The sequence below is a fragment of the Burkholderia sp. MBR-1 genome (assembly GCF_013822785.1).
GTDB classification, from domain to species: Bacteria; Pseudomonadota; Gammaproteobacteria; order Burkholderiales; family Burkholderiaceae; genus Burkholderia; species Burkholderia vietnamiensis.
In genome coordinates, this window is the sequence record NZ_CP053611.1 from 755,044 (window position 1) to 772,983 (window position 17,940).

Sequence of the window (17,940 nt, forward strand, 5' to 3'; positions counted from 1 at the left end):
GCGGACGGCCGCTCCTTCATCCCTCGACTCGCCCCGACCCCGGACCCATCATGAACGACTCGATCGAACCCGCCCCGCCGCCGGCTGGCGAAGCCGGCACTTCAACCGCCGAGACTTTGACGCCGGCGACGTCTGGCGCGTCTGCCACGTCTGCTACGCCCGCCACGTCGGCCACGCCCACCGCGGCGCCCTATGCAGCACCCGACGCGCCGCCCGCCCGCGGCGACCGCAAGCTGGCCGTGCCGCTCGCCGGCATCGCGCTGGCGGCCGCGCTGCTCGCGATCGGCATCGTGCCGCGGCTCGACGCGCGCGCCGCGCAGCGTGCGCAGGTGGCCGCGCAGCAGGTGCTGCCGGTATCGGTGATCGTGCCGGGCGCGGCGCCGGCCGACCAGACGCTGACGCTGCCGGGTGCGGTGATGCCGTACGAGGAGGCGTCGATCTATGCGCGTACGAGCGGCTACATCGCGCACTGGAGCGCCGATCTCGGCGCGCACGTGAAGGCCGGCCAGCCGCTCGCGCAGATCGCCGCGCCCGACCTCGACGCGCAGTTGCGCCAGGCGCGCGCCGACGCGGCCACCGCGCAGGCGAACTACGACTATGCGAAATCGACCGCGCAGCGCTGGCAGCAGATGCTCGCGACGCAGTCGGTGTCGCAGCAGGACGCCGACACGAAGACCGCCGACATGAACGCCAAGCGCGCGATGCTCGCCTCCGCGCAGGCCAATGTCGCGCACCTCGCCGAACTCGTGTCGTACGAGTCGGTCACCGCGCCGTTCGACGGCGTGATCACCGCGCGCGACGTCGACGTCGGCACGCTCGTCACCGCAGGCGGCACGCCGGGCAGTGCGGGGCTGTCCGGCGAACTGTTCCATCTCGAGCAGACCGACACGCTGCGCGTGTTCGTCGACGTGCCGCAGGACAGCGCGACCGGCATCACGACCGGCACGCAGGTCTACCTGAGCACGCAGCAGTATCCGGGGCGCCGCTTCGCCGCGCGCGTCGCGCGCACCGCCGGGGCGATCGATCCGGTCACGCGCACGCTGCGCGTCGAGATCGACGTCGACAACCGCGACGGCGCGCTGCTGCCCGGCGCGTATGCGCAGGCGCATCTCGTCGTGCCGAGTGCGGCGCCCGCGCTCGAATTGCCGGTCAGCGCGCTGCTGTTCCGTCCGAACGGCGTGACGGTCGCGACCGTCGACGCGCACGGACGCACCTCGCTGAAAACCGTGCAGATCGGCCGCGATTTCGGCACGCGGGTCGAGATCGTCGCGGGGCTCGCGCCGACCGATCGCGTGATCGACAACCCGGGCGATGCGATCGCCGCGGGGGAAGCCGTGAAGATCGTGGCCCGCGCGGGTTCGGCAGTTGGCGCACCGGTTGCCTCACCCGCTGGCGCGTCGGTTGCGTCAGCCGTTGCCGCGCCGCTTGCCGCATCGTCCGCGCACGCCGTGCCGTCCCGGCCCACGACCGCCGCGTCACCGGCGTCGACATCGACACCGACCCATAGCTGATTCATCGACGACCACCCGCGAGATGCCCGCCATGCGCCTTCTTCGTCATCCGTTCCCGTTTGCCCGGCACATCGTCGCGCTCGGGGCCGCCGCCGCCCCACCGCCATCTGCGTCGACATCGACACCGACCCAAAGCTGATTCATCGACGACCACCCGCGAGACACCTGCCATGCGCCTTCTTCGTCATCCGCTCCCGTTTGCCCGGCGCATCGTCGCGCTCGGCGTCGCCGCCGCGCTGAGCGCGTGCTCGACGCTGCCGCCGTACGCGCCGCCGTCCGTCGCCGTGCCCGCCCGCTACGCGGGCGCCCCGGCCGCCGCAGCGGCCCAGGCCGGCTGGCACGTCGCGGTGCCGGCCGACGACGCCGCGCGCGGCGCGTGGTGGACCGTGTTCGGCGACGCCGACCTGAACGCGCTCGAAGCCCGCGTCGACGTGTCGAACCAGACGGTGAAGAAAGCCGTCGCCGATCTGCAGCAAGCACGCGCGATGGTCGACTACCAGCACGCGGGCTTCCTGCCGACGCTCACCGCGGGCGCCGCGCAAAGCCGCGCGCGCGTGTCGCAGAACCGGCTCGGCTCGTCGCTCGCCGGCAAGACCACGCCCGACTATCAGGTCGGCGTCGCCGCGAGCTGGGAGCCCGACGTGTTCGGCCGCGTGCGCGACGCGGTGGCCGGCGCGCAGGCCGATGCGGCCGCGAGCGCGGCCGACCTGCAGGCGGTGAAGCTGTCGGTGACCGCCGAACTCGCGACCGACTATTTCGCGCTGCGCTCGCTCGATACGCAGAAGCAGTTGCTCGACGACACGGTGCGCGCGTACGCCGACGCACTCACGCTGTTGCAGCAGCAGTTGGCGGCCGGCGCGATCGACGCGTCGGCGGTCGCGCAAGCCGACACGCAGCTCGAAGCGACGCGCACGCAGGACACCGACATCGACGCAGCGCGCGCGCAGCTCCAGCATGCGATCGCGACGCTCGTCGGCGAGAGCGCGTCGACCTTCGCGCTGCCGCCGCGCGTGACGCCGTTCGCGGTGCCGGCCATTCCGGCCGGCGTGCCGTCGCAGCTGCTCGAACGGCGGCCCGACATCGCGGCGGCGGAACGCCGCGTCGCGGCCGCGAACGCGCAGATCGGCGAGGCGCGCGCCGCGTTCTTCCCCGATCTCGTGCTGTCCGCGAGCGCCGGCCTCGAAAGCTCGTTCTTCGCGCCGTGGCTCACCGCGCCGAGCCTGTTCTGGTCGATCGGCCCGCAGCTCGCCGGCACGCTGTTCGACGGCGGACGCCGCAGCGCGTCGCTGCGCGGCGCGCACGCGCAATACGACGGCGCGGTCGCCGGCTATCGGCAAACGGTGCTGGTCGCGTTCCAGCAGGTCGAGGATCAACTGTCGACGATCGCCGCGCTCGCGTCCGAAGCGCGCAGCCAGCAGCGCGCGACCGACGCGGCCGACCTGTCGCTGCGGCTCACGACGAACCGCTTCAACGCGGGCGCGGTCAGCTATCTGGACGTGGTCACCGCCCAGACGATCGCGCTGACGAACCGCCGCACGGCCGACCAGATCGACGCGCGCCGCATGGAAGCCGAAGTCGGCTTGCTGAAGGCGCTGGGCGGCGGCTGGCAAGGCGCCGCGGGCCGCGACGCAGACGCGGCGGCCGGCGCGCAACCGGCGCCGTCAGCGGCGACGAACGACCGCGCGGCCGTCACGCCGGCGGCGGCGGGTTGAACGTGAGGATGAAACGCGTGCCGCGCGCATCGCTCTCGACGCGCACGCTGCCGCCGTGCAGCTCCATCACCGAGCGCACGATCGCGAGGCCGAGCCCGGCCGTGCCGCCCGGCGCACCGCCGCTGCGCGCGGGGTCGCCGCGCACGAACCGGTCGAAGATCCGCGGCAGCAGCGCCGGGTCGATCGGCTCGCCCGGATTCGCGACGACGACCTGCACGGCGTCCGCCGTTTCGTCGACCGCCAGCGTGATCACGCCGCCGGCCGGCGTGTAGCGCAGCGCGTTGGCGAGCAGGTTGCCGATCGCGCGGCGGAACAGCTCGACGTCGGCCGTCAGCCGGCCGTGCCCTTCGACGCGCAGCGTCGAGCCCGCTTCGTCGGCGAGCCCCTCGAAGTATTCGGCGATGCGATCGAGTTCGTCGCGCACGTCGAACGCGCGTTGCCGCGTGACGAAGCTCGGGTGCTCGGCGCGCGCGAGAAACAGCACGTTGTCGATCATCCGCGCGAGACGGTCGTATTCCTCGAGGTTCGATTCGAGCAGCGCCTGGTATTCGTCGGCCGAGCGCGGCCGCGCGAGCGCGACTTCCGTTGCGCCGCGCATGTTGTTCAGCGGCGTACGCAGGTCGTGCGCGAGATCCGCGCTGAACTGCGACAGGTGCGCGAACGCCTGCTGCAGGCGCGCGAGCATCGCGTTCTGCGCGTCGACCAGCGCGCGCAACTCGTGCGGCGCGCGCGACGCGTCGAGCCGCGTGTCGAGCTTGTCGACCGTGATCCGGCCGGTGTTCGCGACGATCTCGCGCAGCGGCGCAAGCGCCGTGCGGATCAGCCAGTAGCCGAACAGCAGCGCGAACAGCGCGCCTGCCGCTCCCGCAACCTTCAGCCGGTCTCGGTAGCCGTCGAGCAGCTGCGCGCGGTCGTGCATGTTGCGCGCGATCGCGATGCGGATCGGCGTGTGATCGCCGAGCGCCGCGGCGATCACGACGCCGCGCATCGGCGCGCCGCCGTCGACCGTCCACGTCTGCAGGCGCTCGGCCGTGATCCGTTCGTTGTCGGGCACCGGCACGGCGCGGGGTGCCAGCAGCTGCGCGTCGGTCGGTGCGCCCGGCGCGTCGTAGAGCGCCGCGTCGGGTGCGCTCAGCCGGACGTTGTGGCGCACCAGCACGTCGCCGTTGGCGTCGAGGACGACCATCGACAGCGCCTCGTTGCCGAGCACCTGACTCGTCAGACGCTCCGCATGCGCGCGCACCGCGTCGAGCGATTCGAGCTCGCCCGCGAGCCGGCGCGTGTGGCGCGCGGCCAGCACGATGTCGAGATCGTCCTGCGTGTTCACCTGCCGCTCGAGGCCCATGTACACGTACGCGCCGACGAGCGCGAACGCGGCGAGCGTGGTCGCGGCGAACGCGAGCGCGAGCGTCGCCGACAGCGATCGCAAGCGTGTCACGCGTCGTCCTTCGGTTCGAGCACGTAGCCGACGCCGCGCACCGTATGGATCAGCTTCACCGGGAAGGCATCGTCGATCTTCGCGCGCAGCCGCCGGATCGCGACTTCGACGACGTTGGTGTCGCTGTCGAAATTCATGTCCCAGACGTAGGACGCGATCTGCGTGCGGCTCAGTACCTCGCCCTGCCGGCGCGCGAGCAGTTGCAGCAGCGAGAATTCGCGCGGCGTCAGGTCGATCCGCACGGCGCCGCGCTTCACGCGGCGGCGCACCACGTCGATCTCCAGATCGCCGACCGCCAGATGCTCGGTTTCGCGCGGCGGGCCGCGACGCGCGAGCGTGCGGATGCGGGCCAGCAGCTCGACGAAGGCGAACGGCTTCACGAGGTAATCGTCGGCGCCGAGTTCGAGCCCATGCACGCGGTCCTGCACGTCGTCGCGCGCGGTCAGGAACAGCACGGGCGTGGTGTGCGTGTCGCGCAGCCGCTTGAGCACGCCCCAGCCGTCGAGCACGGGCAGCATCACGTCGAGCACGATCACGTCGTAGCGCTCTTCCTGCGCGAGCATCAGCCCTTCACCGCCGTCTTTGGCGAGATCGACGCTGAATCCGGACTCCTCCAGGCCCTTCTTCAGGTACGCGCCCGTCTTCGGTTCGTCTTCGACTATCAGGATGCGCATCGCCGGCTCCGTCGCATGGGGAAAGATGCGGCGATGTTACCGGGAAACGGCGATGGCGAGACGTTCCGTGCATGCGCCGGCAGCGTCGATGACGAAACTGTAATGTGCCGGTCATCATCGCGTTCGACGGCGACCGCGGCACGCGACACATGGCGTGCGGCACGCGGCCGGCCCGGCGGCGCGTCGGCGCCCGGCTGGGCGTTACACCATCGCCTGGCTGACGAGCGCGTACAGCCCGCAGTCCGGATCGTGCGGCGCGCCGTGCGCCGCGGCAGGCGCGTTGCGGACCATCTTCGAGCAGGTGTCGACGCGCTTCAGGCCCTGCGCATCGAGCCAGTCGGGCAGGCAGGTGCCGGACGGCACGTCGATGCGAACGAATTCGCCGTCGCGCGCGCGCAGCCAGTGCGCGATCAGCGCCTTCGCAAGCGCATCGTCGGGCGAACGCGGCGCGACGACCGGGCCGATCACGTGGCCGCGGCCGAAGCGGCGCAGCACCGCAAAGCCGGCGATCTCGCCGCCGCGCTCCAGCACGACGCCTTCGCCGCGCTCGAGCAATGCGGCCAGCAGCGCGGCGCGCCCGAGCCCGGACGCGCGCGTGTCGAGCGCCACCAGGCAATCCAGGTCGGCCGGCGTGGCGGCCCGCAGGCGCTCGCCGTCGGCGAGCGTCTGCGAGGCAGGCCGCTCGACGTTGCCTTGAAACTGATCCAGCGAGCCGCACACGGCGAAGCCGAGCTTTTCGTAAAGCGGCTGGCCGGCCGGCGTCGCGTGCAGGAAGGTGATGCGCGGCCCGAGCTCGTCGAGCACGATCTCCATCAGCGCGCGGCCGATGCCGCGGCCCTGGTGCTCGGACGACACGATCACGTGTCCGAGCGCAGCGCGATCCGCGCCGTACTTCCAGCACATCGCCGTACCGATCACCACGCCGTCTTCCTCGGCGACGAACGCGGTCGACGTGTCGGCGGAGAACTGCCAGTCTTCGGCCCTGAACGGCCAGCGCAGCGCCATCGACAGCGCGTGAGCTCCGCTCACGTCGGCGGCGGTGAAGCGTCGATAGTGCAGCGCCGTCGCCGGCGCGGCAGCGTTGGTCGCGTGTTCGTGTGTCATCGGGCGATCCCTCTTGTGTCGTGTGTCGAGCCGGCACGGACGACGGCCCGCGCCTGTGTTGCCGTATCGCCGGCGACATCGCGCGGCGTGTTCGCAGCGGTCACTATAGGAACAGACGTGTTTGCTGTGGCTAACGCACGCTTAAGCGTTCGTTAGCCGCCGTTTAATGCGGCGCGTTCGAAGCCGCGCACCGTCACGCCGCGCGCGCGAAATACCGCTGCGCCAGCGACACCCAGTAGCGCACGCCGGCCGGAATGATGTCGTCGTTGAAATCGTATTTCGGGTGATGCAGCGCCGGCGCCGCGTCACCGTCCGCCGCGTTGCCGATCAGCACGTACGCGCCGGGCCGCTCCTCGAGCATGAAGCCGAAGTCTTCGGACGTCATGTTCGGCGGCACCTCGCGGCGCAGGCGCTGCTCGCCGAAGGTGTCGCGAATCACCGCCTCGCACAGGGCCGTCTCGGCCGGCGTATTCACCGTCGCCGGGTAGTACTGAAAGAACTCGACGTCCGCGCGCGCGCCGCTCGCGCCGGCCAGCGCCTCGCACATGAGCCGGACGTCGCGCTGCAACTGCTGCTGCAACGCGGACGACAGCGTGCGGATCGTGCCGCGCAGCTCGGCGCTGTCGGGAATGACGTTGTCCGTGGTGCCGGCCTGGAACATGCAGACGGAGATCACGGCCGGGTCCACCGGGTCCTTCTGCCTTGCGGCGATCGTCTGGCACTGCAACACCATCGCGCAGGCGAGCGGGACGGGATCGATGCCGAGATGCGGTTGCGCCGCGTGCGCGCCCTTGCCGGTCACCGTGATGCGGAACCGCGAGCCGGCGGCCATGATCGGGCCGGTGCGCAACCCGAAGTGCCCGGCCGGCAGGCCGGGCCAGTTGTGCATGCCGAACACCGCTTCGGTCGGAAACTGCTCGAACAGGCCGTCGTCGATCATCTTGCGCGCGCCCGCGCCGCCTTCCTCGCCCGGCTGAAACACGAAGTGGACGCTGCCGGCCAGCTGCGGCAGCTCCCGGAGCACGCGCGCGGCGCCGAGCAACATCACCGTATGACCGTCATGCCCGCAGGCGTGCATCACGCCGTGCGTGCACGACGCATGCGCGAAGTCGTTGGCTTCGCGAATCGGCAACGCGTCGAGGTCGGCGCGCAGCACGATGCCGCGGCGCGGGTCGGCGCCGGGCAGGCTCGCGACCACGCCGGTGCCGCCGAGCCCGCGCGACACCGCGTAGCCGAGCGCCGCGAGTTCGCGGGCCACGACGTCGGCGGTCCGGTGCTCGTCGAATCGCAATTCGGGATGCGCATGCAGGTCGCGGCGCAAGCTCGCCCAGTGGGCACGATGCGCGCTCAGCGACGCTTCGGAGAGAATGGCGTGTTCCAAGTTCGACACCTTCGATGATGGACGGTCGGGATTGTGCATCGCCGCGCGGACGTCGCGCGGCCAAGGCTTCAGTCGTAGTAACCGAGGATCGACTTGACCTCCATGTACTCCTCCATCCCTTCGACGCCGTACTCGCGGCCGTTGCCCGACTGCTTGTAGCCGCCGAACGGCGCCTGCGGGTCCCACGCCGGGTAGTTCAGATGCACCTGCCCGGCCCGGATGCGGGCCGCGACGGCGCGCGTGCGTTCCCTGTCGGCGCCCTGCACGTGTGCGCCCAGCCCGTACACCGTGTCGTTGGCGATGGCGACCGCTTCGTCGATGCTGTCGTAAGGCAGGATCGCGAGCACCGGGCCGAAGATCTCCTGCTGCGCGATCGCCATGCCGGTGCGCACGTCGGAGAAGATCGTCGGCCGCGCATAGAAGCCGCGCTCGCATCCCGCCGGGCGGCCGGGGCCGCCGGCGATCAGCTTCGCGCCTTCGGCGACGCCCACGTCGATCATCTGCGCGACCCGCTCGAACTGCGCGCGATTGGCGAGTGGCCCGTGCGTCGTTGCGTCGGCGAACGGATCGCCGACCACGCAACGCTGCGCCGCGGCCACAGCGAGCGCCTCGACCGCGCCGAGCGCTCCGCGCGGCACGATCATGCGGGTCGGCGCGCTGCACGACTGCCCCATGTTGCGGAACGCGGCGGCCACGCCCGGCGCGATGGCGCGCTCCAGGTCGGCATCGGGCAGCACGACGTTCGGCGACTTGCCGCCGAGCTCCTGTGCGACGCGCTTGACGGTCGGCGCCGCGGCCTGCGCGACCAGCACGCCGGCGCGCGTCGAGCCGGTGATCGACACCATGTCGACCAGCGGATGCGACGACAGCGTGGCGCCCACCTCCGCACCGGTGCCGCTCACCAGGTTGAATACGCCCGCCGGCACGCCCGCATCGGCGAGCACGTCCGCAAACAGCAGCGCGCTGAGCGGCGACAGCTCGCTCGGCTTCAGCACCACGGTGCAGCCCGCCGCGAGCGCCGGGCCGACCTTCGCGGTGATCTGATAGATCGGCCAGTTCCACGGCGTGATCAGCGCGCATACGCCGATCGGCTCGCGCACGATCGCGGTCGTGCCGCGCTGCTTGCGAAACGGGTAATCGGTCAGGTTGTCGCGCGCGACCCGGATATGTTCGGCGGCGAGCGGCACGTGCGCGCTGCGCGCATAGCCGAGCGGCGCGCCCATCTCCAGCGCGAGCGCCGTCGCGAACCGCTCGGCGCGCTCGAGCAGCAGCCGATGCACGCGGTCGAGCAGCGCCGCGCGTTCCTGCGGCGACGTCGCGGCCCAGCCGGCGAATGCGTGGCGCGCGGCCTGCACCGCGCGATCGGCGTCGCGCGCGCTGCCGAGCGGGATCTCGCACAGCGTGTCTTCCGTCGACGGGCAGACGACCGCGAAGCGGCCGCCGCCGTCGGGCGCGACCCAGTCGCCGTCGATGAAGAAGCGCTCGAGCCGGCCGGCTTCGAGCAGGTGACGAACCGGTGATTGGTCGTAAGAAGTCATTGGAGTGTGTCCTTGAGTCGGTACCATGCGCCGACGAGCGGCAGAAACCACGGTTTGCCGAAGTGGCCGGGAATCGCCGGCCAGTCGAAACGTTGCCACGGGTTGAGATCGGCGCGTCCGTCCATGATCTCGGCCATCAGCGTCCCCATCAGCGTGGCCATGTGGGTGCCGTGGCCGCTGTAGCCCATCGAGTAATACACGCCGTCGCGCTCGCCGGCGCGCGGCAGCCGGTCGGCGGTCATGTCGACCATGCCGCCCCAGCAGTAGTCGACGCGCACGTTCGCCAGCTCGGGAAACACGGCGGCCATCTGACGGCGCAGGATCAGTCCGCTCTTTTCGTCCGAACGCGGGTTCGAGGTGGCGAAACGCGCGCGCCCGCCGAACAGCATCCGGTGATCCGGCGTCACGCGGAAGAAATTCACGAAGTTCTTGGTGTCGGTGACCATCCGGCGGGTCGGCAGCAGGCGGTCGAGCAGTTCGCGCGGCAGCGGCTCGGTGACGATGATGAACGCGCCGACCGGCACGATCCTGCGCCGGATCCAGCCGAACGGCCCCACCTGCGAGATCCCGCTCGCGAGCAGCACCTGACGCGCGCGGATCTCGCCGAGCGGCGTGCGCAGCGCGTATGCGCCGCCTGCGTCGCGCTTCATCCCGAGCACCGGCGCATGTTCAACGACGTGCGCGCCGCGCGCCTGCGCGGCGTTGGCGAGGCCGCGCACATACCGGCCGACGTGCATCCCGGCGCTCTTCTCGAACAGCAAGCCGCCGTGGTAGCGGCTCGATCCGATCTCGTCGCGCAGCTGCGCCCTGGTCACGATGCGCGTGTCGCGATCGACGTTCGCGGCGAGCAGCGCCTGGCTGCGCACGAGCTTGTCGTAGTGCGCGGGCTTCGCCGCGAGCTTGAGCTTGCCGCGCCGCACGAAATCGCAATCGATCGACTCTTCTTCGACCAGACGCTCGACCATGTCGACGCCCGCGTCGAACGCCTGATACAGCCGGTTCGCCAGCTCGGCGCCGATGCGCTGCGACAGCATCGCGTAGTCCTGCGCGAAGCCGTTGTTGCACATGCCGCCGTTGCGGCCCGACGCGGCGTGCCCGACGGTGCCGGCTTCGCACACCACCACGCGCGCGCCCTTCTTCGCGAGCGCGAGCGCGGCCGCCGAACCGGTGATCCCGCCGCCCACGACCGCCACGTCGCACATTCCGTCCGGCAGCTCAGGCGAGCGGCTCGCGAAGGGCTCGGACGTATCGAGCCAATAGGAACCGAAACGCATCACGCACTCCATTGTCGGCCGCACCATGCCGCGAGGCATGGTGCGCATTGTTCGCGTCGCATCGCGTCGCACCGTGTCGTATCGTCTGCCTGCGCGAACGGCGCGTGACGATGCGCAGCGTCGTCACGCCGCCGGCGTCGGCCTAGAAATCGGCGACCTTGCCCCACGCGGAATCGGCGAACCGGCTCGGCCGGTACGGCGTCGGGTCCACCAGCGGTTGCGCGCCCGTCACGAGATCCGCGATCAGATGCCCGGCGCCGGGGCCAATGCCGAAGCCGTGGCCGGAAAAGCCCGCCGCGAGCACGAGGCCCGGCACGCCCGGCAGTTCGCCGATCCCGGGGACGCCGTCCGGCGTGCTGTCGACGAAGCCGGCCCACGCGTGCGTGATCGTCGCGTCGCGCAGCTCGGGCAACAGCTCGACCGCGCGGCGATACGTTTCGTTGACCGTCGGCAGATCGGGCTTCGGGTCGAGGATGCGCACGGCCTCCATCGGCGTCGGCGCATCGAGACGCCAGCGCTTCAGCGTTTCGTGGCCGCCGCGCACGCCTTCGAGGCCGCCCGGCAGAAGATTGCGCCAGCGCTTCGCGAACATCGGCACGAACTGCGGCGCGAAGCGCAGGAACTGCGCGGTCGGGTCGACGCGCGCGCGGCCGCTGATGGCCAGCGCGTAGCGGCCGTCGCTGCGGCGCGTCACCGACACACCGGACGTATACAGCGCGCCCGGCAGCGCCTGCTCGACCGGCGACACGCTCAGGATCGACTGGCGGATCGACGCCTGCGGGAACCGGACGCTCAGCTGCCGGCAGAACGACGACGCCCACGCGCCGCCGGCGAGCACGACCTTGCGGGTCTTGATGACGCCGGCCTCCGTGATGACGCCCGCGACGCGCCCGGCCGCCAGTTCGATGCCGCGCGCGGCGCAGTGCTGGTGGACGCTGCCGCCGAGCTTCATCAGCGCGGCCGCGACGGCCGGCGCGGCCTTCTCCGGGTCGGCAGTGCCGTCGCTCGGCGAGAACACGCCGCCTTTCCACGCACGCCCGGTCGCGCGCCCGCGCTCGCCGGCCTGCTTGCTGTCGAGCATGTAGGTCGTCACGCCCGCCGTCTTCGCGAATTCGCCCCAGCTCGCCCAGCGCGACAGCTCGGCCTCGTCGTTGCTCAGGTACAGCAGCCCGCAGCGGTGAAAGCCGGTGTCCTCGCCCGATTCGGCAGCGAAGCGCTCCCACAGGTCGATGCTCTTGCTCGCCATCGGCAGCTCGCGCTCGTCGCGGTTCTGCTGCCGGCACCAGCCCCAGTTGCGGCTCGATTGCTCGGCGCCGATACGGCCCTTCTCGACCAGCGCGACCGACACCCCGCGCCGGGCGAGGTAGTACGCGGTGAAGACGCCGATGATGCCGCCGCCGATCACGACGACATCTGCTTCGGCCGGCAGCGTCGGCGACGTTTCTATTTGGCGCAGCGGAGGCGACATGTTCAGTTCCGTTCGGTTGATGCGTTGACGTTCTGCACGACGTAAAACTTGGCCACGTGCTCGCGGCTTTCCCACCCGATCGGCGCGCCGCGCGGCACGAACAGCGCGTCGCCGGCGCCGAGCGTCAGCACGCTGCCGTCGGGCGCGGCGAAGCGCACGCTGCCGGCCAGCAGGAACATGAATTCGTTGACGCGATGCGGCCGGACGATCCGGTGATACGGCGTCGAATCCCAGGTGCCCGCGCAGTGGCCGATGCCGTCTTCGACGAACACGTTGTCGCTGCGGCAGGCCGGCGCGGGGCCGAGCAGCACGTCGGGCGGCAGCGACGCCGACGGCTTGAAGTCGGCGTCGGCGCGCAGCGCGATCAGGCCGCGCCTGGTCGGTTGCGGGCACGCGGCGGCGCAGAACACGAGCCGCACCGGCGACGCCGCGCCGATGCGCAGCGCGGTGCCGGCGCCGATGACCGCACCCTGTCCCGGCCCCAGCACCAGGCGGGCGCTGCCCGCTGCGTCGAGCGTCAGCTCGCCTTCGACGACGACGATGCTTTCGACGTGCGGATAACGCGCGACGTCGAGCTCGCCGACGAAGCCGATCCGGCCGGCCGCCATCGCGTCGGGGCCTTCCCACGCGATCTCGCGCTGGCGCGCGAACGGGTCGTGCTCGCCGAACGCCTGCTGGTGAAACGCGGTTGTGTCAGCCGTGCCGTCGGCGCGGTGCAATACGTAAGCTGCGGTCATTTCTGCTCCAGCCGATGCGCGACGACGTGGCAGCCCAGCGGTCGCGCGTGTTGCAAAATATGCGTTTGCGGACGTCGGGTCCGCACACCCCTCGGCGCACTCGATCGCGGTTGCGCCACTTGCGAACCATTGTGTCGCGTCGGTTCGCCTCTCGGATTAACGCCTCACAAAACCATCGTTAAGCGCCAGTTAATGCGGCAGACGTGCCCGCACCTCCCGTCGCGACACGCGCCTATGCAACGTGACACGGCGTGTCGCGGCGCTCGGCGCGCGCGTGCCGCGGCGCCGCGCGCAGCGCCGCGCCGTCCTGCCGCGCGCCCACGTAGTCGCGCGGCGTGACGCCGAGCACGCGGCGAAAATGCCGGCACAGATGGCTCTGATCGAAGAAGCCGACGTCGGTCGCGACGACCGACGGCGCCAGCCCCGCGCGCAGCAGCTCCTGCGCGCGCCGCACGCGCACCAGGCACAGATAGCGATGCGGCGACAGGCCGACTTCGCCGCGAAAGCGCGCGGTGAAGCGCGACACGCTCAGGCCGGCGACGGCCGCGAGCGTGTCGAGGTTCAGCGGCTGCGCGAACGACGCGTCGATGGTACGCAGCACGTCGCCGATCGCGGGCGATACGGAACACGGCGCGGAATACGGCGCGCGCCGGGCGCGCGCTGCGTCGCGTTCGGGCGCAGCGGGAAACAGGGTCGCCATGCTCGCGGTCCTCATGCGGCCGCGCACGCGGCGGGCGGACAAACGAATCGTGCGGTCATATCCAGTCCTTGCGGCATTCGCTTCAGTGCAGGAAGTCCTGCATCCGGTAATAGGCGCCGACCAACGGCAGGAACCACGCGTGGCCGAAATGGCCCGGCATCGCCGGCCAGTCGAGCTCGCGCCACGGATTCGACGCGGCCGCGCCGTACAGCACGTCGGCCATCACGCGGCCCATGTGTACGGCCATCTGCACACCGTGACCGCTGTAGCCCATCGAGTAGTAGAGCCCGTCGTGCTGGCCCGCCCTCGGCAGCCGGTCGGCCGTGATGTCGACCAGCCCGCCCCAGCAGTAATCGAGCCGCACGGCCGCCAGCTCGGGGAAATAGCCGGCGAGGCCCGCGCGCAGGATTTCTCCGCTTTTCGCGTCGGAGCGCGGGCTCGACATCGCGAAGCGGGCGCGACCGCCGAACAGCAGCCGGTTGTCGGGCGTGACGCGGAAGTAGTTGCCGATCTGGCGCGACGTCACGTACGCGCGGCGATGCACGAACAGCCGGTTCAGCTGCGCGTCGGGCAGCGGCTCGGTGACGACGATGAAACTGCCGACCGGCGCGATGCGCCGCCGGAACCACGCGAACGGCCCGTGCTGCGATGCGCCGGTCGCGACCAGCACGCGGTCGGCGACGATCGTGCCGCGCGTGCTGACAATCGTGTGACGCTCGCCGCCGAGCCGCTCGATCTGCGTGACCGCCGCGTGCTCGTAGATGCGGGCGCCCGCCCGTGCCGCCGCCTGCGCGAGGCCGACGCCGAACTTGCCCATGTGCATCTGCACGCCGTTGTGCTGCAACAGCCCGCCGTGGAAACCGTCGGAGCCGATCTCGTCGCGCACCCGCGACGGCTCGATCAGCTCGATGTCGGCATCGACGTCGCGGCGCAGCGCGTCGTACGTCTTCGCCAGCGCCGCGAAATGCTGCGGCTTCGCGGCGAGCTTGAGCTTGCCGGCGCGCCGGAAATCGCAATCGATCGCGTGTTCGGCGACGAGCGCCTCGACGCTTTTCACGGCGCTCTCGTATGCCCGATAGAACTGCCGCGCCGGCTCCGCGCCGATGCGCGCGGCCAGCGACGCGTAGTCCTGCGCGACGCCGGTGTTGCACTGTCCGCCGTTGCGTCCCGACGCTTCGCCGGCGATCTGCGCGGCTTCCAGCACGACGACCGAGACGCCGCGCTGCGCCAGTGCAAGTGCCGCCGACAGACCGGTGAAGCCGCCGCCGATCACGACCACGTCGGCGCGCCCGTCGACGGGGCCTTCGCAGCCGGCATGAAACGGCGGACGAGTATCCAGCCAGTACGATTCGAATTTCATCCGATCCTTCTCGAACATTGCGGCGGACGCGATCGGCGATCGCTCACCGGAAACCATTTAATCACCGTCAAAAAGCGCATTTGCCGCGTATTCGTGCGCGGCACGCGCCGGTTGCATCGTTTTGCACGACCGCCGCAGCACACTGTGCGCAGCGTCCATCTGCATCGGCCATGAGCCGTGAGTCACGAGCCGCCGGCGCGACATACACATCGCTACAGCCGCACCGGCTGCCCCAGCACGGCGCCTTCGGGCTGCGGCTCGGCCTGGAATCGCGCGAGATCTTCCTCGCTGCGATGGCACAGCACCTGCGCGCCGTTGCCGAGCGTGCGCAGCGGCGGCGCGGCGAGGTTGCACACGCCGTCCACCCGCATCGCGCAGCGGGACAGGAACGGACACAGGCCGGCATCGTCGGCGCTCGCGCCGATCAGCACGAGCGGCCGATGGCAGCGCTCGGCAGCGACGTCGAGCCAGCCCGCGCGCAGTTCCGGCGCCGACGACACCAGCAGGTGCGAATACGGGTGGTACGGCGGCGCGCACAGCGCGTCGCGGCTGCCCGTCTCCACGCGCCGGCCCGCGTACAGCACGACGATGTCGTCGCTGATCGCGCGCACCTTCGCGATGTCGTGCGTGATGAACACGTACGACACGCCGAGCTTCGCCTGCAGATCGCGCAGCAAGTCGATGATCGCGGCGCCGACCACCGTATCCAGCGCCGACGTGACCTCGTCGCACAGGATCAGGTCGGGCTCGGCCGCCAGCGCGCGCGCGAGGTTCACGCGCTGCTTCTGTCCGCCGGACAGCTCGCCGGTGCGGCGCGCGGCGACCGCCGGCGGCAGCCGCACGAGTTCGAGCAGTTCGGCGACGCGCTGCCTCGCGCGCGCGCCCTTGATGCCGTGATAGAACGCAAGCGGCCGCGCGAGCGTCCGCTCGACGGTATGCACCGGATTGAGCGCGGTATCGGCGTTCTGGAACACGATCTGCACGCGCCGGTGCTGCTCCTTCGAGCGCTTGCCGATGTCGAGCGCGAGCGGCTGGCCGTCGAGCAGGATCTGGCCGGCCGTCGCCGGCACGAGCCCCGCGATCACCTTCGCGAGCGTGGTCTTGCCGGAGCCCGATTCGCCGATCACGCCGACCGTCTGGCCGCGCCCGATGCGCAGGTCGACCTCATGCAGGATCACCTTCGCGGGCCAGCCTTGCGCGTTACGGGCGCCGTAGCCGGCGATCGCGCCGCGCACGTCGAGCAGCGGCGCCGGCGCGGCGGCCGGCGCCTGCGGCTCGCGTGCGGCACCGTCGGGCGTGACGGCCGCGATCAGGCTTTGCGTATACGGATGGGCCGGCGCATGCAGGATCTGTTCGGTCGCGCCCGCCTCGCGGATCACGCCGTCGCTCAGCACGACGATCCGGTCGGCCATCTGCGCGACCACCGCCAGATCGTGCGACACGTACACCGCGCTCATCCCGCAATCCCGGATCACGCGCTTGAACGCCTGCAGCACGTCGATCTGCGTGGTCACGTCGAGCGCGGTCGTCGGCTCGTCGAGGATCACCAGCTCCGGATCGGTGATCAGCGCCATCGCCGCCATCAGCCGCTGCAACTGACCGCCCGACACCTGGTGCGGATAGCGTCTGCCGATCGTCTCGGGCTCCGGCAGCGCGAGCGCGCGGAACAGCTCGACCGCCTTCGCCTGCGCAACGCGCTTCGTCATCGTGCGGTGGATCAGCGCGCTCTCGATCACCTGATCGAGGATCGTGCGGGACGGGTTGAACGCGGCCGCCGCGCTCTGCGCGATGTACGCGACCTTGCGGCCGCGCAGCGCCGCGAGCGCCGGCGCGGACAGCGTGCAGACGTCGGCGCCGTCGAACTTCACCGAGCCGCCGGCGATCCGGCAGCCCGCGCGCGCATGGCCCATCAGCGACAACGCGATCGTCGTCTTGCCCGAGCCCGACTCGCCGATCAGCGCGAGCACCTCGCCGCGCCGGATGTCGAAGTCGACGCCGTGCACGATCGTCGTTTCCGCGCCGCCCGGACGTCCGCCGACCACGCGCAGCCCGCGCACCTCGACGAGCGGAGTCGATTCATCTCGCATCAGTGTTCTCCCGCGGCCGCGGCCGCGCCCTTGCGGCGGCCGCGGTGCGGCAGGCCGTCGATCAACAGGTTGACGCCCACCGTCAGGATCGCGATCGCGACCGCGGGCATGATGGCGACGGCCGAGCCGTCGCCGAGGCTCGCGATGTTCTCGCGCACCAGCGAGCCGAGGTCCGCGTACGGCGGCTGCACGCCGAGCCCGAGAAAGCTCAGGCCGCTCAGCAGCAGCACGACGAACGTGAAGCGCAGCCCGGTGTCCGCCAGCATCGGATGGATCATGTTCGGCAGCATCTCGACGCACGCGATGTACAGCGCGCTTTCGCCGCGCGCCTTCGCCACCTGCACGAACTCGAGCGTGCTGATGTTGACGGCCAGCGCGCGCGCGATCCGGTACGAGCCCGGCATGTAGCTGACCGCGGCGGTCAGCACCAGCAGCGGCAGCGACGAGCCGAACGCGGCCACCAGCATCAGCGCGAACATCTTCGACGGAATCGACGTGAGCGCATCGAGCAGGCGGCTCATCGTCTCGTCCACCGCGCGGCCCGACACGGTCGCGAGCAGCCCGAGCGTCGTGCCCGTCAGCGCGGCGAGCAGCACCGCCGCGAGCGCGAGCAGCACGGTCAGCCGGGTGCCGTACAGGATGCGGCTCAGCATGTCGCGGCCGAGGAAGTCGGAGCCGAACGGCAGCTTCGCGCTGAACGCCGCGAACACGTCGGGCGTGACGATCGTGCCGACGTCGTGCGGCGCGAGCAGCGGCGCGAACACCGCGATGAACAGCATCAGCGCGACCATCGCGAGGCCGGCGCGGCCGCCGCCGGTCAGGGCGAGGCGCGGCGCGCGACGCTTGCGCGGCGCGCCGGGCGTCGGCGCGGCAGGCGGCGGGCCGCCGCGCGACGGGCGCGGGTCGCCGGACGGCGGCAGCGTGCTGCTGCGTTGAACGGAGTCGGTCGGTTGCAT

The 17,940-nt window shown here is 71.2% G+C and carries 14 protein-coding genes; 2 read left to right on the top strand and 12 right to left on the bottom strand.

Going from position 1 to position 17,940, the window contains the following annotated elements; genetic code table 11:
- The first annotated feature begins 50 nt into the window (after positions 1 to 50).
- Entirely contained in the window at positions 51 to 1,511 is a 1,461-nt protein-coding gene (locus MBR110_RS27845; RefSeq protein ID WP_181709555.1) for an efflux RND transporter periplasmic adaptor subunit, read from the top strand.
- A 170-nt stretch (positions 1,512 to 1,681) separates the two neighbouring features.
- A complete protein-coding gene (locus MBR110_RS27850; protein WP_181709556.1) occupies positions 1,682 to 3,223 on the top strand; it encodes an efflux transporter outer membrane subunit in 1,542 nt (513 codons plus the stop codon).
- Here MBR110_RS27850 and MBR110_RS27855 read toward each other — a convergent pair.
- From MBR110_RS27855 to MBR110_RS27910, 12 genes are all read right to left on the bottom strand, one after another.
- Entirely contained in the window at positions 3,201 to 4,661 is a 1,461-nt protein-coding gene (locus MBR110_RS27855) for a heavy metal sensor histidine kinase (protein WP_181709557.1), read from the bottom strand. The two genes, MBR110_RS27850 and MBR110_RS27855, sit on opposite strands and share 23 nt — an antisense overlap.
- A complete protein-coding gene (locus MBR110_RS27860; RefSeq protein ID WP_011880461.1) occupies positions 4,658 to 5,335 on the bottom strand; it encodes a heavy metal response regulator transcription factor in 678 nt (225 codons plus the stop codon). Before MBR110_RS27860 ends, MBR110_RS27855 begins: the two co-directional genes overlap by 4 nt.
- Before the next feature lie 201 nt (positions 5,336 to 5,536).
- Positions 5,537 to 6,439, bottom strand: a complete 903-nt coding sequence (locus MBR110_RS27865) for a GNAT family N-acetyltransferase (protein ID WP_181709558.1) — start codon at positions 6,437 to 6,439, stop codon at positions 5,537 to 5,539.
- Positions 6,440 to 6,632: 193 nt separating this feature from the next.
- The gene (locus MBR110_RS27870) at positions 6,633 to 7,859 is read right to left on the bottom strand and encodes a M20 aminoacylase family protein (RefSeq protein ID WP_404842413.1); all 1,227 of its coding nucleotides are present in this window, start codon (positions 7,857 to 7,859) and stop codon (positions 6,633 to 6,635) included.
- A 29-nt stretch (positions 7,860 to 7,888) separates the two neighbouring features.
- Positions 7,889 to 9,358 carry an aldehyde dehydrogenase family protein gene (locus MBR110_RS27875; RefSeq protein WP_181709559.1) on the bottom strand — a complete coding sequence of 490 codons (1,470 nt, stop codon included), beginning with the start codon at positions 9,356 to 9,358 and terminating at the stop codon, positions 7,889 to 7,891.
- Positions 9,355 to 10,632 carry an NAD(P)/FAD-dependent oxidoreductase gene (locus MBR110_RS27880; RefSeq protein WP_059990740.1) on the bottom strand — a complete coding sequence of 426 codons (1,278 nt, stop codon included), beginning with the start codon at positions 10,630 to 10,632 and terminating at the stop codon, positions 9,355 to 9,357. The genes MBR110_RS27875 and MBR110_RS27880 overlap by 4 nt, the downstream gene beginning before the upstream one ends.
- Positions 10,633 to 10,774: 142 nt before the next feature.
- Positions 10,775 to 12,100, bottom strand: a complete 1,326-nt coding sequence (locus tag MBR110_RS27885; RefSeq protein WP_181709560.1) for an NAD(P)/FAD-dependent oxidoreductase — start codon at positions 12,098 to 12,100, stop codon at positions 10,775 to 10,777.
- Positions 12,101 to 12,102: 2 nt separating this feature from the next.
- Positions 12,103 to 12,837: a cupin domain-containing protein gene (locus MBR110_RS27890; protein ID WP_181709561.1), complete on the bottom strand. Its 735-nt coding sequence runs from the start codon at positions 12,835 to 12,837 to the stop codon at positions 12,103 to 12,105.
- A gap of 232 nt (positions 12,838 to 13,069) precedes the next feature.
- The gene (locus tag MBR110_RS27895; RefSeq protein WP_226184336.1) at positions 13,070 to 13,537 is read right to left on the bottom strand and encodes a helix-turn-helix domain-containing protein; all 468 of its coding nucleotides are present in this window, start codon (positions 13,535 to 13,537) and stop codon (positions 13,070 to 13,072) included.
- 82 nt (positions 13,538 to 13,619) lie between these two features.
- Positions 13,620 to 14,897 carry an NAD(P)/FAD-dependent oxidoreductase gene (locus MBR110_RS27900; RefSeq protein ID WP_059457773.1) on the bottom strand — a complete coding sequence of 426 codons (1,278 nt, stop codon included), beginning with the start codon at positions 14,895 to 14,897 and terminating at the stop codon, positions 13,620 to 13,622.
- 212 nt (positions 14,898 to 15,109) lie between these two features.
- On the bottom strand, positions 15,110 to 16,984 hold the full coding sequence (locus tag MBR110_RS27905; RefSeq protein ID WP_176300101.1) for an ABC transporter ATP-binding protein: 1,875 nt from the start codon (positions 16,982 to 16,984) through the stop codon (positions 15,110 to 15,112).
- Complete coding sequence (locus MBR110_RS27910) at positions 16,984 to 17,940, bottom strand: ABC transporter permease (RefSeq protein WP_014726135.1); 957 nt, start codon at positions 17,938 to 17,940, stop codon at positions 16,984 to 16,986. Before MBR110_RS27910 ends, MBR110_RS27905 begins: the two co-directional genes overlap by 1 nt.